This window comes from Candidatus Pantoea persica (assembly GCF_013753875.1).
Lineage (GTDB): Bacteria > Pseudomonadota > Gammaproteobacteria > Enterobacterales > Enterobacteriaceae > Pantoea > Pantoea persica.
On sequence record NZ_SMDS01000010.1, the window covers coordinates 144,440 to 159,822 of the forward strand.

Here is a 15,383-nt window from a genome sequence, read left to right on the forward strand (position 1 = left end):
ACACGGGACAAGCGTTGTGCTCTCTGGCCCTTTATCAGCGAAGGAGATTCACGATCTCTCAGGCGAAAACCATGAACTGACCAGTGGCTGAATGGCGAACACCTCCTATCGGCGGCGTTATCACACTAAATGCATTCAGGCTTTGTTGGCAGTAAATCATTACCCTTAAAAAATTCCGTAAGAGGCATTAAAGCGGTTTGCCGGATCAAATCTTTCTTTCAATACCTGTAATTTATTCAGCGATTGGCTGGATAGGAACCAAAATCGTTGAAAGGTTCTATTATATTCTGGATCTCAAAAATCCACTTATCTCCCTGCTCTTTTTCCGCCGCCGTCTGCCAGCTGGCAACGATCTGCATGTTGAAATGCTCACGACGATGACAAGAAGCGGTTTTATCTGGGGTAATTTCTGAGACCCGACTGCGGAAGTCATGCAGCATGATACAGTTTTGTCCCGAAAGCATACGCCGACAGCATTCAATGACCGCCCCAGAGGTTTCTTCATCCAGACGATTGAAGTTGAAAGCATCCATTCTGTAGCCCGACCTTTAGGCCAGTCAGACTGATCGGACACACTGTCATATGTGTCTCGGTATTCTGACCAGCTCTTTTTAATCAGGCTAGCTCCCGCCAGCGATGACAGCAGCCGGATACAGGCTTCTCCTGCGGTTTCATCTCCCGTCCCACCGTGGTTCAAGAATAAGGCCCGTTCCTTTTCCGGGAAGAGCCGAGAACGTTGAGAAAACACTCAGCCTGTCATCTGCCGCATCCAGAATATCCTGAAGGTCCCTGAGTCCCTGCAGGGCGTATTCTGATTCAATAAAGAGGGTAGCAGTCAGCACCGGAAATAACCGGTGAATAGCAAATTCTGCTGAAGCAAGGACGCCAAAGTTTTTACCAGCGCCTCGAAGTGACCAGAATAAATCCGGATTATCTTTTTTGCTGGCAATGACCAGTGAGCCATCTCCCAGCACCACCTCTGCTTTTGGAGGTTATCCCCGTTACCAGCCCAAAACAGGGGTTCAGCTTTCCGTACCCGCCGCGCCGCCCAGTGCCAGGACCGGCGAGTCCAACCTGAGTATGAACACCCGTTACCAGTGCATAGCCTTCGGGCAGGACGTCTATAGCATTTTTAACAATCGTACCGCCAGCAGCGCCAGCAGCAGTCAACATTGAATGTTCAGGACTGACTGAGACGTGCCGCATATCGCGAAGATCGAGAGTAATACCTTCCTCGGCAACCCCTCGCCTGTACCAGTCATGGCTGCTGCCCAGCACGAAGACAGGCACACCCTGCTCAGCCGCAATGCGTATGGCATTTTGTAAATCAGAGGTGCTCGTACAACGAATAGAAATAGCAGCGTTTACCTTATCCAGACCATTCCACAAGCCGGTCTGTAGCCTTTATCCGGCTTCATGTCCTGAACGGAGTGATCCCTTAACATATTTCTCAAGAGAGCTAATGGTGCGGGAATTCATTTCGGTCCCCTTATATGTACATTGGTACACATAAAACTAGCAGAAGAGAACTGAAGCGCCAGAGGCGGGGTTCTTTTGGTGAAGCGTTACAGAGGGTAATGCATGACTAAGCGCTGCTCAGTTGGCCTCATTGGTTAAACCAAAAAGCGAACGTCCGCTTTTCGCTCATAGCGGATCGTATCCTGCGTAATCCCGCAGTGTGACAGGCGCAAAAATTTATAATTTTTATAAGTTAAAGTTGTGAATCAATCGATTCTGTCGAATCGTACAGCAGACTAACCGGTTATGAAGGGTTGTATCGTGAACAGACAAAGATTACTGGACCACAAATCTCACAAAATGACGGACAAGTATAACGATATCTGTGGAAAAGAGTGGATTCATTGAAACAGCCAATAATAAAGTCGGTAAACTGTTCGTGCAATCTGTCTGCTTATCAGCTTCCAAACCAATGATTTTACCGGACTTTATTCAGTGTTTTGGGGAAGTTTTGAGGAAAAGCCCAGCGCAACAAAAAAACCAACATGCAATTCATTCACATATTGGCTTAATGTTAACGATGTTTCATTACATGTTGTCAATGATGGCGTCGCCAAATTCTGAACATTTCAGGAGTTTAGCACCTTCCATCAGACGCTCAAAGTCATAGGTGACGGTCTTGTTGGCGATCGCGCCTTCCATACCTTTAACAATCAGGTCAGCCGCTTCGAACCACTGCATGTGACGCAGCATCATCTCAGCGGAGAGGATCACAGAGCCCGGGTTCACTTTATCCTGGCCCGCATATTTCGGCGCGGTGCCGTGGGTCGCTTCGAACAGCGCACACTCGTCGCCGATGTTCGCGCCCGGTGCGATACCGATGCCGCCAACCTGCGCCGCCAAGGCGTCGGAGATGTAGTCGCCGTTCAGGTTCATACAGGCGATAACGTCGTACTCCGCCGGACGCAGCAGGATCTGCTGCAGGAAGGCGTCGGCGATCACATCTTTAACGATGATCTCTTTGCCGGTGTTCGGGTTATTGATCTTCATCCACGGGCCGCCGTCCAGCAGCTTAGCGCCGAACTCCTCTTTCGCCAGCTGGTAGCCCCAGTATTTGAATGCGCCTTCGGTGAACTTCATGATGTTGCCTTTGTGCACCAGCGTCAGCGAGTCGCGGTCGTTAGTGATCGCATACTCAATCGCAGTACGCACTAGGCGCTTGGTGCCCTCTTCCGAACACGACTTCACGCCGATGCCGCAATCCTGCGGGAATCGGATTTTCTTCACGCCCATTTCGTCGCGCAGGAACTTGATCACCTTGTCCGCTTCGGCAGAACCGGCTTTCCACTCGATGCCCGCGTAGATGTCTTCCGAGTTTTCGCGGAAGATCACCATGTCGGTCTTTTCAGGACGTTTTACCGGGCTTGGGGTGCCTTTGTAGTAGCGCACCGGGCGCAGACAGACGTAGAGGTCGAGCTCCTGACGCAGCGCAACGTTCAGCGAACGAATGCCGCCGCCAACCGGGGTAGTCAGCGGGCCTTTGATGGCGACGCGATACTCTTTGATCAGGCCGAGGGTTTCCTGCGGCAGCCAGACGTCCTGGCCGTAGAGTTCTACCGATTTTTCGCCGGTGTAAATCTCCATCCAGGAGATTTTGCGCTCGCCGTTATAGGCTTTCTGCACCGCAGTGTCCACTACCTTCAGCATCACCGGAGAAACGTCCACGCCAATGCCATCACCCTCAATGTAAGGAATGATCGGGTTATTCGGCACATTGAGCTTGCCCTGATCCAGAGTGATTTTCTGACCTTCCGCCGGAACAACTACTTTGCTTTCCATTAACCTCTCCTGGGCGTTTTGTTAATAAATTGTAAGATGTGAAGCCATGATACTTAAATATTCACGCCGCGCCAATCGTCGCTGTTTCGCGTTATAATGCGCCGATTGTCACCGACTGCAAAGCTCATGCGAAAAAGTTCTCAGCAAATTCACCAGCATAAACGCTCTGACCGCGCGCGCGGACCGCGACGCGTCATATTATTTAACAAACCATTCGATGTTCTGCCACAGTTTAGCGATGAAGCCGGCCGCCAGACGCTGAAGGATTTTATCCCCATCGGCGACGTCTACGCCGCCGGCCGGCTGGACCGCGACAGCGAAGGCCTGATGGTGCTGACCAATGACGGCGCGCTGCAGGCGGCGCTGACGCGGCCCGGCAAGCGCACCGGCAAAATCTACTATGTGCAGGTCGAGGGCGAGCCGCAGGAGGCGGACCTCGCGGCGCTGCGGAATGGCGTTAATCTGAAAGATGGCACGACGTTGCCCGCCGGCGTTGAAAAGGTCGACGAGCCCGTCTGGCTGTGGCCGCGTCAGCCGCCGATCCGCAAGCGCAAAGCGATCCCGACTCAATGGCTGAAAATTACCCTTTACGAGGGCCGAAATCGCCAGGTGCGCCGCATGACGGCGCATATCGGCTACCCTACGCTGCGCCTGATCCGCTACGCCATGGGCTACTACTGGCTGGAGGCGCTGGCGCCGGGCGAGTGGCGCGACGTCAGCGATTCAGTATGAACTTTTGAGAACGTCAGGTTAATAAACTGGGAGGATAAATGTTTAAACCTCATGTAACCGTCGCCGGTATAGTGCAGGCCGAGGGCGAACTGTTGGTGGTGGAAGAGCGCGTTAAGGGCGTGGCCCGCCGGTCACCTGGAAGCGGATGAAACCCTGCTGGAGGCGGCGCGGCGCGAACTGCGCAAGAGACCGGCATCGATCGGCCCGTCGACTATTTTCTTGGCGTGCAGCAGTGGATTGCGCCCGACAATACGCCTTTTGTGCATTTTCTCTTTGGCCTGGATCTGTCGACAAAGCTGCCCACCGCGACACAGGATGCGGATATCGACCACTGCTGGTGGCGCACGCCAGCGCAGATTATCGCCGCAGATAACCTGCGTTCGCCACTGCTCGCCGAAAGCGTGCGGCTGTGGCAGCAGGGCGCGCGCGATCCGCTGCAGCTAATCGCGCCGTTCCAGTGGCCGTTTCGCGAGGGTGCGCGCCACGCCGACGCGTGATAGAATAGAATACGCCGACTGTTTTTTTATCGTAATCAAGAGTGCGTCATGTCTGACAACAGCCAGAAAAAAGTGATCGTCGGTATGTCCGGCGGCGTGGATTCTTCCGTATCCGCCTGGTTACTGCAGCAGCAGGGCTATTGGGTAGAAGGCCTGTTCATGAAGAACTGGGAGGAAGACGACGGCGAGGAGTATTGCACTGCCGCGGATGATCTGGCGGATGCGCAGGCGGTCTGCGACAAACTCGGCATCAAACTGCACAAAATCAACTTTGCGGCAGAGTACTGGGACAACGTCTTCGAGCACTTCCTCGAAGAGTATAAAGCGGGCCGCACGCCCAACCCCGATATTCTCTGCAACAAAGAGATCAAATTTAAAGCCTTCCTCGAGTTCGCGGCGGAAGATCTCGGCGCCGACTATATCGCCACCGGCCACTATGTGCGCCGCGCCGACGTCGACGGCAAAAGCCAGCTGCTGCGCGGTCTCTACGGCAACAAAGATCAGAGCTACTTCCTTTATACGCTGGGCCACGAGCAGATTGCGCAAAGCCTGTTCCCGGTCGGCGAGCTGGAGAAGCCGGAGGTACGCCGTATCGCCGAACAGCTCGATCTCATCACCGCGAAGAAAAAAGACTCCACCGGCATCTGCTTTATCGGCGAGCGCAAATTCCGCGACTTCCTCGGCCGCTATCTGCCAGCGCAGCCGGGCGCGATCGAAACCGTGGACGGCCAGGTGGTCGGTGAACACCAGGGGCTGATGTACCACACGCTGGGCCAGCGCAAAGGGCTAGGTATCGGCGGCCTGAAAGAGAGCAATGACGATCCCTGGTACGTGGTGGATAAAGACGTAGCGCGCAATCGCCTGATCGTGGCGCAAGGCGGCGACCATCCGCGCCTGATGTCGGTGGGCCTGATTGCCCAGCAGCTGCACTGGGTCGATCGCCAGCCGATCGACGCCCCGCTGCGCTGCATGGTGAAAACCCGCTACCGCCAGGCCGATATCTCCTGCGAGATCGTTCCGCACGACGAGGATCGCATCGAGGTGCACTTCGACGCGCCGGTCGCGGCAGTGACTCCGGGCCAGTCCGCCGTGTTCTATCTTGGCGAGGTCTGCCTCGGCGGCGGCATTATCGAAGCGCGCCTACCGCTGGTTGCAGATTAAGTCGGCCCTGCTGACGCGTAGACAAGAGTAACCGTGGCTAAAAATTATTACGACATCACTCTGGCGCTGGCGGGCATTTGCCAGGCGTCGCATCTGGTGCAGCAGCTGGCGCACCAGGGGCAGTGCCAGCCAGAAGCGCTCAACGTCTCGCTGCGCAGCGTCATAGATCTCAATCCCGGCTCGACGCTGGCGATGTTCGGCAATGACGAAGCCAACCTGCGCCTCGGGCTGGAGACGCTGATGGCGGTGCTCAACAGCAGCCGCCGCCAGGGCGCAGGCGCGGAGCTGACGCGCTACACGCTGAGCATGGTGGTGCTGGAGCACAAGCTGAGCGGCAACAAAGCGGCGCTCGCAACGTTGGCGCAGCGCATCAGCCAGCTCGATCGTCAGCTGGCGCACTACGAACTCAGTTCGGAAACCATTACCAGCGCCATGGCGGGCATCTATGGTCGAAGTCATCAGCTCGCTCGGGCCGCGCATTCAGGTCACCGGCTCGCCCGCCGTGTTGCAGAACCCCCTGTTGCAGAGCAAGGTTCGCGCCACGCTGCTGGCGGGCATGCGCGCGGCGGACACTTTCAGCTTCAGCTGATGTTCTCGCGCCAGCGCCTGCTGCGCGAGGCGAAAACCATTTTATCCCGGCTCTCTCCGGCCTATTAAGCCGTTGAGCCCATACCGTTAAACGATTCAGGAGTTGCACTGATGGAATTATCCTCTCTGACCGCCGTCTCACCTGTCGATGGTCGTTACGGCGAGAAAGTCAGCCCGCTGCGCGCGATTTTCAGCGAATATGGTTTGCTGAAGTTCCGCGTTGAGGTTGAAGTACGCTGGTTACAAAAACTGGCGGCCACCGCAGAGATAAAGGAAGTTCCTGCATTTGACGCCGACGCAAACGCTTACCTTGACGCCATTGTTGCCAATTTCAATGAAGATGACGCGGCGCGCATCAAAACCATCGAGCGCACCACTAACCACGACGTGAAAGCGGTAGAGTACTTTCTGAAAGAGAAAGTAGAGAGCGTTCCGGTGCTGCACGCCGTCTCGGAGTTTATCCACTTCGCCTGCACCTCTGAAGATATCAACAACCTGTCGCACGCGCTGATGCTGAAAAACGCGCGCCGCGAGGTGATCCTGCCCTACTGGCAGCAGATCATCGAGGCGGTGAAGGGGCTGGCGCACCAGTACCGCGATATCCCGCTGCTGTCGCGCACCCACGGCCAGCCCGCTACCCCCTCCACCATGGGCAAAGAGATGGCGAACGTCGCCTACCGTATGGAGCGTCAGCTGCGTCAGCTGGGCAACATCGAGATCCTCGGCAAAATCAACGGCGCGGTCGGCAACTACAACGCGCACATCGCCGCCTACCCGGAAGTGGACTGGCACCAGCTGAGCGAGCAGTTCGTTACCTCGCTGGGTGTCACCTGGAACCCCTACACCACACAGCTCGAGCCGCACGACTATATCGCCGAGCTGTTTGACTGCATTGCGCGCTTCAACACCATCCTGATCGACTTCGATCGCGATATCTGGGGCTACGTCGCGCTGAATCACTTCAAGCAGAAAACCATCGCCGGCGAAATCGGCTCCTCTACCATGCCGCACAAGGTCAACCCGATCGACTTTGAGAACTCCGAGGGCAACCTGGGGCTGGCGAACGCGGTGATGCAGCACTTGGCAAGCAAGCTGCCGGTGTCGCGCTGGCAGCGAGATCTCACCGACTCCACTGTGCTGCGCAACCTCGGCGTCGGCGTCGGCTACGCGCTGATCGCCTATCAGGCGACGCTGAAAGGCATCTCCAAGCTGGAAGTGAACCGCGAGCGTCTGCTGGACGAGCTGGATCACAACTGGGAAGTGCTGGCCGAGCCGATCCAAACCGTGATGCGCCGCTACGGCATCGAGAAGCCGTACGAGAAGCTAAAAGAGCTGACGCGCGGCAAGCGCGTCGACGCGGCGGGCATGCATGCCTTTATCGACAGCCTGGCACTGCCGGAAGAAGAAAAAACCCGCCTGAAACAGATGACGCCGGCGAACTACCTCGGCCGCGCCATTCAAATGGTCGATGACCTGAAATAATCGAGTTGCGCAGGATGGCGCCCGCCAGCCTGCGTTAAGCTGTTGTTTAATCCTCTTTGCATATACTTTACCTTAACTAATTGCTCTAAGAGTAAGGACAAGCCATGCGTGTTTTAGTTGTGGAAGACAATGCTCTGCTGCGCCATCATCTTGCGGTCCAGCTGCGCGAAATGGGCCATCAGGTCGACGCCGCCGAGGACGCAAAGGAAGCCGACTACTTTTTGCAGGAGCATCTGCCCGATATCGCGCTGGTCGACCTCGGCCTGCCAGATGAAGACGGTATGTCGCTGATCCGCCGCTGGCGCGCACAGACGGTACGCCAGCCGATTCTGGTGCTCACCGCGCGCGAAGGCTGGCAGGCCAAGGTTGAAGCGCTGGAAGCGGGCGCCGATGACTATGTTACCAAGCCGTTCCATATTGAAGAGGTCGCCGCGCGCCTGCAGGCGTTGATGCGCCGCAACAGCGGGCACGCCTCGCAGATTATCGATATGGCGCCGTTTCAGGTCGATCTGTCGCGCCGCGAGCTGACCATTCACGGCCAGCCGGTCAAGCTGACCGCCTTTGAGTACACCATCGTGGAAACGCTGATCCGCAACGCGGGCAAGGTGGTGAGCAAAGACTCGCTGATGCTGCAGCTGTATCCCGACGCTGAACTGCGCGAAAGCCACACCATCGACGTGCTGATGGGACGACTGCGTAAAAAGATTCAGGCGCTGCACGCTGATGAGGTGATCACAACCGTACGCGGTCAGGGCTATCGCTTCGATCTCTGATGCGCTGGTTTAACCGCTACCGCCCTCTTTCGCTGCGCGCGCGCTTTTTACTGGCGTGCTCGGCTATCGTGCTGTTTCTGTCGCTCTCCTACGGCATGGTGGCCGTGATCGGCTACGTGGTGAGCTTCGACAAAAATACCTACCGCGTAATGCGCGGCGAGAGCAACCTCTTCTTTACGCTGGCGCAGTGGCAAAACAACCGCCTCACCATCGCGCAGCCGGAGCGCATGACGCTTAACTTCCCGACGCAGGTGTTTATCTACGACGAGCAGGGCAAGCTGCTGTGGCAGCAGCGCGACGTGCCGGAGATACGCAGCGAAATCCGCCCCGAGTGGCTGCTGAAGCCCGATTTCTACGAGATCGACATCAGCAACCGCACCAGCGCCGCGGCGATCGGCAATAACCTGTCGGCGCAACAGCGGCTGCACGCCATCGATAACAACAATAACGATACCTTTACCCACTCCGTCGCGGTCAACCGCTACGACGCCACCACCAACCTGCCCGCGCTTACCATCGTGGTGGTGGACTCTATTCCGCAGGAGCTGCAGCACTCCGACGTCGTCTGGTCGTGGTTCAGCTACGTACTGGCCGCCAACCTGATTCTGGTGATCCCGCTGCTGTGGCTGGCGGCCCACTGGAGCCTGCGCCCCATCGGCTACCTGGCGACGCAGGTGCGCGAGCTGGAGACCAGCCAGCGCGAAAATCTGGACGACGCGCCGCCGCAGGAGCTGCGCAGCCTGGTGCGCAACCTGAACCTGCTGCTCAGTAACGAGCGCCAGCGATATACCCGCTACCGCACCACCCTCTCCGATCTGACGCATAGCCTGAAAACGCCGCTGGCGGTGCTGCAAAGCACGCTGCGTTCGCTGCGCAACGGCAAGGATCTCACCATTGAGCAGGCCGAACCGGTGATGCTGGAGCAGATCAGCCGCATCTCGCAGCAGATCGGCTACTACCTGCACCGCGCCAGCATGCAGGCGGATCACAATCCGCTGCTGCGCGATCTCCACCCGGTCTCGGTGCTGCTCGACAGCCTCTGCTCCGCGCTCAATAAGGTCTACCAGCATAAAGGGGTCGAGATCACGCTGGACGTCTCGCCGGAAGTGACCTTTATCGGCGATAAAAACGACTTTATGGAGGTGCTGGGCAACGTGCTGGATAACGCCTGCAAATACTGCCTGGAATTTATTGAGGTCAGCGCGCGCCAGACCGACCAGGCGCTGCATCTGTTTATCGACGACGACGGCCCCGGCATTCCCGAAAGCAAGCGCGACCTTGTCTTCGTGCGCGGCCAGCGCGCCGATACGCTGCGCCCAGGACAGGGGCTGGGTCTGGCGGTGGTGGTCGATATTCTGGAGCAGTATGAGGGCCAGGTAATCGCTTCATCCAGCCCGCTGGGCGGCGCGCGCATGGAAGTGATCTTCCGCCGTCAGGAAGTCGAACATCGCCGCGAGTAGAAAGGCGCGCAGGCTGTTATACTTGCCTGCATTTACAGTCCTGTGTGGAACCCTTGTATGGACTATCAGCTCGATCTTAACTGGCCCGACTTCATTCAGCGCTACTGGCAAAACGCCCGGTACTGCTGAAGCGCGGATTTAAAAACTTTATCGATCCCATATCCCCTGACGAGCTGGCCTGCGTGGCGATGGAGAATGAGGTGGACAGCCGCCTGGTCAGCCATAACGACGGCAAATGGCAGGTGGGCCACGGTCCTTTCGAGAGCTACGACCATCTCGGCGAAAACAACTGGTCGCTGCTAGTGCAACTGGCACGAGGCGTTAGCGGCGCTGCTGCGCCCCTTCCGCGTTCTGCCCGGCTGGCGCATCGACGATCTGATGATCTCCTTCGCCGTGCCGGGCGGCGGCATCGGCCCGCACTTTGACCAGTACGACGTCTTTATTATTCAGGGCACCAGCCGTCATCGCTGGCGCGTCGGCGAAAAAAGTGCCGATGAAGCAGCACTGTCCACACCCCGACCTGCTGCAGGTCGAGCCGTTCGACGCCATCATCGACGAAGAGATAGAGCCTGGCAACATCCTCTATATTCATATTCCGCCGGAATTTCCGCATTAAGGCTACTCGCTGGAGAATGCACTCAACTATTCAGTAGGCTTTCGCGCGCCGAGCGGCCGCGAGCTGGACAGCTACCGCTACAGCGATCCCGAGGTGCCGACGCGCGACTGCCCGTCGCAGATCCTGCCGCAGGAGATTGAGGGCATCCGCAAGGTGATGCTCGACGTGATCGACCAACCTGAGCACTTTGCCAACTGGTTCGGCGAGTTTATCTCCTAGTTGCGCCACGAGCTGGACATCGCGCCGCCGGAGCCGCCCTATCAGCCGGACGAGATTTACGATGCACTGCAGCAGGGCGATCTCCTGGCGCGCCTCGGCGGCCTGCGCGTGCTGACCATCGGCGACGCGGTGTTTGTCAACGGCGAGCGCGTCGAGTGTTCGCAGCCGGAGGTGCTAAAGGCACTGGCGCATCGCCACACGCTGAGCCTAGCGGATTTCGGCAAGGTGCTGGATGACCCGTCGCTGCTGGCGCAGCTCGCCGCGCTGGTGAACGCCGGCTACTGGTAACTTCGGCGACGCCGAGTAGAGCCACCAGACGACGCAAAAGCTAAAACCCGGGGGTAGCGTGGAGCAGAAGAGCAAAGCGTCCCGCTCCAGGGAAGGCGCGGGCTGAGCGAGCAGGGATGCGTTTAGCGACTTTGCGCTTGCACCACGCCACCCGCGTAAGCTCTGCGCCTCCTGACGGAGGCGTTTTTTTACGCTTTTTTCTCGGCGGCCAGCGCCGTCAGCCGCACAATCACATCCACAGCCTGCGCCGTAATATTGAGCGAAGCGAACTCATGCTTGCCGTGGTAGTTATAGCCGCCGGTAAAGATGTTCGGGCACGGCAGCCCTTTCCAGGAGAGCGCCGAGCCGTCGGTGTCGCCGCGAATCGGCTTCACTTTCGGCTCAATGCCGCAGTCGCGCATCGCCTGCAGCGCCAGATCGATAATGTGCGGATGCGGCTCCACCTTCTCACGCATATTGCGGTAGCTGTTGCTGCTCTCCACCGTCACGGAGCAATCCTTGTGCAGCCCGCTGTTGATGCGGTCGGCGATGGCCGTCAGCACCTGTTTGCGTTGCTCAAAGGATGTCGTGTCGAAATCGCGAATGATGTACTGCAGTTCCGCGTGCTCGACCGTACCCTTGATCTGGTGCAGATGGTAGAAGCCCTCATAGCCGTCGGTAAACTGCGGGCGCTCTTTGGCCGGCACCTTGGCATGAAACGCCGTCGCCACTTCCAGCGCGTTCACCATCACCCCCTTCGCCGAGCCGGGATGCACATTATTGCCGACGATCTTCACCACCGCTGACGCCGCGTTGAAGTTTTCATACTCGAATTCGCCGAGATCGCTGCCGTCGATGGTGTAGGCCCAGTCGGCGACGAAGCCTTCCACGTCGAAGTAGGAGGTGCCGCGCCCGATCTCTTCATCCGGCGTAAAGGCGACGCGGATGGCGCCATGCGGGATATCCCCTTTGCCCAGCCGCGCCATCGCCGTCATGATCTCGGCGATCCCGGCCTTATCGTCGGCGCCAAGCAGCGTTTTGCCGTCGCGGTGGTGATTAAGGTGTGGCCGATCAGATTATGCAACACCGGGAACATCACCGGCGACAGGATCTCTTCGCCGGTGCCGAGCGCAATATCGCCGCCGCGGTAGTTCTTAATAATCTGCGGGCTGACGTGTTTTGCGGTAAAGTCGGGCGAGGTATCCATATGGGAAATAAAGCCGATCACTGGTGTCGGCCAGTCGACGTTGGCGGGCAGCGTGCCCATCACGCAGCAGTGGTCGCTGAGCGACACGTCGACAAAGCCGAGCGCGGTCAGTTCCTCCTGCAGCTGACGCGCCAGCCTCCACTGTCCTTCGCTGCCTGGCACTTGACGCGCCTGAGGTTTCGCCTGCGTTTCCACAGCCACGTAACTTAAAAAAACGTTCAAGTAATTGATCCATATACTATCTCTTCCAGAGAAGCCGTCAGTTATGGTACGGAATGAGCGCGATGTCACCGACACCCCGCCGAACACCGCCACGTCAACACCGTGTTCCAGAGCTACGCCCTCTTTCCGCATATGTCGGCGTTCGAGAACGTCGCCTTCGGCCTGCTCATGCAGAAAACCCCAAACGCGGAGATTGCCGCGCGCGTCAGCGAAGCGCTGGCGATGGTGCAGCTGGAAAGCTTTGCCGATCGCCGCCCGCACCAGCTCTCCAGCGGCCAGCAGCAGCGTGTCGCCATTGCGCGCACGGTAGTGAACCGCCCCAAAGTGCTGTTGCTAGACGAGTCACTCTCCGCCCTTGACTACAAGCTGCGCAAGCAGATGCAGAACGAGCTGAAGGCGCTACAGCGCAAGCTCGGCATCACCTTTGTTTTTGTTACCCACGATCAGGAAGAGGCGCTGACCATGTCGGACCGCATTGTGGTAATGCGCGACGGCAAAATCGAGCAGGACGGCACGCCGCGCGAAATTTACGAAGAGCCGAAGAACCGGCTGCTGGGCATCTCGCTCGGCTTCTGGTCGCTACTCTTTTCGCACATCACCTTCTTGCCTGCCCTTTGTGGTGATCACCGTCTATTCGCGGCTGAAGGGCTTCGACGTGCGCATGCTGGAGGAGGCGAAGGATCTGGGCGCCAGCGAAACCACCATTCTGCGCAAAATCATTCTGCCCCTGGCGATGCCGGCGGTGGCGGCGGGCTGGCTGCTGAGCTTTACCCTGTCGATAGATGAGGTGGTGGTCTCCTCGTTCGTCACCGGGCCGACGTTTGAAATTCTGCCGCTGAAGATCTATTCCATGATCAAGGTGGGCGTCTCGCTGGAGGTGAATACGCTGGCGACCATTTTTGCTGCTGCTATTGCTGCTGGTGGTGGGCGTCAGCCAGCTGTTGCTCCGAGATAAAACCAAATAGAGGATTGATGATGAAAAAGTGGTCTCACTAGCTATCGGCTGGGGCACAGGCGGATGACAGCAATACGCTCTACTTCTATAATTGGACCGAGTATGTGCCGCCGGGTCTGCTGGAGCAGTTCACCAAAGAGACCGGCATCAAGGTGATCTACTCCACCTATGAGTCCAATGAGAGCATGTACGCCAAGCTGAAGACATGGAAAGACGGCGCCTACGATCTGGTGGTGCCGTCAACCTACTTCGTCGCCAGAATGCGCAATGAGGACATGCTGCAGAAGATCGACAAGGCGCAGCTCAGCAACTTCAAGAATCTCGATCCGAACCTGCTGAATAAGCCGTTAGACCCGAACAACGACTATTCCATCCCCTATATCTGTGGGGCGACGGCGATCGACGCCAAATCGGTGCAGAGCTGGACCTCTCCGGCAATATCCGCGATCCGAAAGAGATCAACGCCGCCGATGAAGAGCTGAAGAAGCTGATGCCGAACGTGCTCACCTTTAACTCCGATAACCTCGCCAATCCCTATATGGAAGGGGAAGTGAATCTCGGCATGATCTGGAACGGCTCTGCTTACGTGGCGCGCCAGGCGGGCACGCCGCTGGAGATGGTGTGACCAAAGGAAGGCGGCATTTTCAGGATGGATAACCTGGCGATCCCGGCCAACGCGAAAAACAAGGCGGGCGCGCTGAAGCTGATTAACTTCCTGCTGCATCCCGATGTCACGGCGAAGGTCGCGGAAACCATCGGCTACCCGACGCCGAACCTGGCGGCGAAGGCGCTGCTGCCGAAAGCGGTAGCGAATGATGCGTCGCTCTATCCGCCGGACGAGGTGATCAAGAACGGCGAATGGCAGAACGACGTTGGCGACGACAGCGGTGCTGTATGAGACACTGTTCCAGAAGTTAAAGGCGGGTCGGTAATTAAAAAAGGCGGCCAGGCCGCCTTTTGTTGTACAGGTGCTACCCGCTTATTGGCATGTGTGCGGTCTGTTTTAAAAAAAACAGTTAATTATACAAACTACGCAAAAACCCATCCACAAAACGCGGCACTTCCTCGCTTGCCAGCCCGTAGTGGTGCTCGGCGAACTCGTTGCCTACTTGGCTAGGCTCCAGATTCAGCTCCACGGTATGCGCGCCCTGCAGCTTCGCCTCATGCACAAAACCCGCCGCCGGATAGACATGCCCTGACGTGCCGATGGCGATAAAGAGATCCGCCTGATCCAGCGCGTGGTAAATCTCCTCCATGCCGATGGGCATCTCCCCAAACCACACCACATGCGGACGCAGCAGCGCCGAAAACTGACAGCAGGTGCAGCGATCCTCGGTGGTGAGATCCCCACTCCACGCAATCACCTGCCCGCTGCCGGTGCAGCGCGCCTTGAGCAGCTCGCCGTGCATATGCAGCACGCGGCTGTTGCCCGCGCGCTCGTGCAGGTTGTCGATATTCTGCGTCACCAGCAGAAAGTTGTCGCCCAGCACCTGCTCCAGCTCTGCCAGCGCCCGGTGGGCGTCGTTGGGCTGGATCGCCGGCGACTGCAGGAGATGGCGGCGCGCGTTATAGAAGCGCTGCACCAGCTCGGGATTGCGGCGGTAGCCTTCCGGCGTCGCCACATCCTCTACCCGGTAATCCTCCCACAGGCCGTCAGTGGCGCGGAAGGTCTGAATGCCTGATTCGGCCGAGATGCCTGCGCCGGTCAGCACCACCACAAACGGCTGTGGGTGGACCGCCAGTTCGGCCTGGCGGTCGCGCTCAAAAATGCGCTGGCGGAAACGCTGATGCACCTTGCGGCGGGTCTTCTTGTAGCGAGCGAGTCGTAAGCGTCGACGCGGTGTGCGCATAAAAACTCCTTGTGGGCGGCACCAATCCACCCGTAAAGCTCAAGTGTAGCGGCCGCG

At 57.9% G+C, this 15,383-nt stretch carries 10 protein-coding genes and 7 pseudogenes; 11 read left to right on the plus strand and 6 right to left on the minus strand.

Annotated features, from left to right (window positions below; genetic code table 11):
- Positions 1-236 precede the first annotated feature (236 nt).
- The 4 genes from EIO60_RS02825 to icd all read right to left on the minus strand — a co-directional run bounded on the left by EIO60_RS02825 (position 237) and on the right by icd (position 3,297).
- Positions 237-533, minus strand: coding sequence for a hypothetical protein (locus EIO60_RS02825; RefSeq protein ID WP_258575858.1), 297 nt, complete (start codon positions 531-533; stop codon positions 237-239).
- 138 nt (positions 534-671) lie between these two features.
- On the minus strand, positions 672-977 hold the full coding sequence (locus EIO60_RS02830; protein WP_258575859.1) for a hypothetical protein: 306 nt from the start codon (positions 975-977) through the stop codon (positions 672-674).
- Positions 931-1,389 (minus strand): FAD-binding protein, encoded by a 459-nt coding sequence (locus EIO60_RS16455; protein ID WP_374058106.1) that lies wholly within the window; start codon positions 1,387-1,389, stop codon positions 931-933. Before EIO60_RS16455 ends, EIO60_RS02830 begins: the two co-directional genes overlap by 47 nt.
- A 657-nt stretch (positions 1,390-2,046) precedes the next feature.
- Positions 2,047-3,297: an NADP-dependent isocitrate dehydrogenase gene (icd, locus tag EIO60_RS02835; protein ID WP_258575860.1), complete on the minus strand. Its 1,251-nt coding sequence runs from the start codon at positions 3,295-3,297 to the stop codon at positions 2,047-2,049.
- 126 nt (positions 3,298-3,423) lie between these two features.
- On the opposite strand from icd, the gene rluE reads away from it, so the two are divergent.
- The 8 genes and pseudogenes from rluE (at position 3,424) to EIO60_RS02875 (ending at position 11,113) form a co-directional block, all read left to right on the plus strand.
- Positions 3,424-4,029 carry a 23S rRNA pseudouridine(2457) synthase RluE gene (gene rluE, locus EIO60_RS02840; protein WP_258575861.1) on the plus strand — a complete coding sequence of 202 codons (606 nt, stop codon included), beginning with the start codon at positions 3,424-3,426 and terminating at the stop codon, positions 4,027-4,029.
- Between the two features lie 38 nt (positions 4,030-4,067).
- Positions 4,068-4,526 (plus strand): annotated as a pseudogene (locus EIO60_RS02845) (NUDIX domain-containing protein).
- 48 nt (positions 4,527-4,574) lie between these two features.
- Positions 4,575-5,687 carry a tRNA 2-thiouridine(34) synthase MnmA gene (mnmA, locus tag EIO60_RS02850; protein ID WP_258575862.1) on the plus strand — a complete coding sequence of 371 codons (1,113 nt, stop codon included), beginning with the start codon at positions 4,575-4,577 and terminating at the stop codon, positions 5,685-5,687.
- A gap of 33 nt (positions 5,688-5,720) precedes the next feature.
- Positions 5,721-6,344: pseudogene (gene hflD, locus EIO60_RS02855) on the plus strand (high frequency lysogenization protein HflD).
- Between the two features lie 42 nt (positions 6,345-6,386).
- Positions 6,387-7,757: an adenylosuccinate lyase gene (purB, locus tag EIO60_RS02860; protein ID WP_258575863.1), complete on the plus strand. Its 1,371-nt coding sequence runs from the start codon at positions 6,387-6,389 to the stop codon at positions 7,755-7,757.
- Between the two features lie 104 nt (positions 7,758-7,861).
- On the plus strand, positions 7,862-8,530 hold the full coding sequence (phoP, locus tag EIO60_RS02865) for a two-component system response regulator PhoP (protein ID WP_258575864.1): 669 nt from the start codon (positions 7,862-7,864) through the stop codon (positions 8,528-8,530).
- Positions 8,530-9,990 (plus strand): two-component system sensor histidine kinase PhoQ, encoded by a 1,461-nt coding sequence (phoQ, locus tag EIO60_RS02870; protein WP_258575865.1) that lies wholly within the window; start codon positions 8,530-8,532, stop codon positions 9,988-9,990. The genes phoP and phoQ overlap by 1 nt, the downstream gene beginning before the upstream one ends.
- Before the next feature lie 57 nt (positions 9,991-10,047).
- Positions 10,048-11,113, plus strand: a pseudogene (locus tag EIO60_RS02875) (ribosomal protein uL16 3-hydroxylase).
- Positions 11,114-11,301: 188 nt separating this feature from the next.
- On the opposite strand, the pseudogene pepT reads toward EIO60_RS02875, so the two are convergent.
- Positions 11,302-12,534, minus strand: a pseudogene (gene pepT / locus EIO60_RS02880) (peptidase T).
- Between the two features lie 62 nt (positions 12,535-12,596).
- Here pepT and EIO60_RS02885 point away from each other — a divergent pair.
- From EIO60_RS02885 to EIO60_RS02895, 3 pseudogenes are all read left to right on the plus strand, one after another.
- Positions 12,597-13,091 (plus strand): annotated as a pseudogene (locus tag EIO60_RS02885) (ATP-binding cassette domain-containing protein); the annotation flags it as partial.
- Positions 13,071-13,486, plus strand: a pseudogene (locus EIO60_RS02890) (ABC transporter permease subunit); the annotation flags it as partial. The pseudogenes EIO60_RS02885 and EIO60_RS02890, both read left to right, overlap by 21 nt.
- A 10-nt stretch (positions 13,487-13,496) precedes the next feature.
- Positions 13,497-14,408, plus strand: a pseudogene (locus EIO60_RS02895) (extracellular solute-binding protein).
- Positions 14,409-14,492: 84 nt separating this feature from the next.
- Here the strand turns inward: EIO60_RS02895 and cobB are convergent.
- Positions 14,493-15,326, minus strand: a complete 834-nt coding sequence (cobB, locus tag EIO60_RS02900; protein ID WP_258575866.1) for a Sir2 family NAD+-dependent deacetylase — start codon at positions 15,324-15,326, stop codon at positions 14,493-14,495.
- Between the last annotated feature and the right edge of the window lie 57 nt (positions 15,327-15,383).

Excerpts from the sequence above, each read along its gene's own strand:
- phoQ (WP_258575865.1), top strand. The coding sequence starts at position 8,530 with ATGCGCTGGTTTAACCGCTACCGCCCTCTTTCGCTGCGCGCGCGCTTT.
- purB (WP_258575863.1), top strand. The coding sequence starts at position 6,387 with ATGGAATTATCCTCTCTGACCGCCGTCTCACCTGTCGATGGTCGTTAC.
- icd (WP_258575860.1), bottom strand. The coding sequence starts at position 3,297 with ATGGAAAGCAAAGTAGTTGTTCCGGCGGAAGGTCAGAAAATCACTCTG.
- mnmA (WP_258575862.1), top strand. The coding sequence starts at position 4,575 with ATGTCTGACAACAGCCAGAAAAAAGTGATCGTCGGTATGTCCGGCGGC.
- EIO60_RS02825 (WP_258575858.1), bottom strand. The coding sequence starts at position 533 with ATGGATGCTTTCAACTTCAATCGTCTGGATGAAGAAACCTCTGGGGCG.
- phoP (WP_258575864.1), top strand. The coding sequence starts at position 7,862 with ATGCGTGTTTTAGTTGTGGAAGACAATGCTCTGCTGCGCCATCATCTT.
- cobB (WP_258575866.1), bottom strand. The coding sequence starts at position 15,326 with ATGCGCACACCGCGTCGACGCTTACGACTCGCTCGCTACAAGAAGACC.
- rluE (WP_258575861.1), top strand. The coding sequence starts at position 3,424 with ATGCGAAAAAGTTCTCAGCAAATTCACCAGCATAAACGCTCTGACCGC.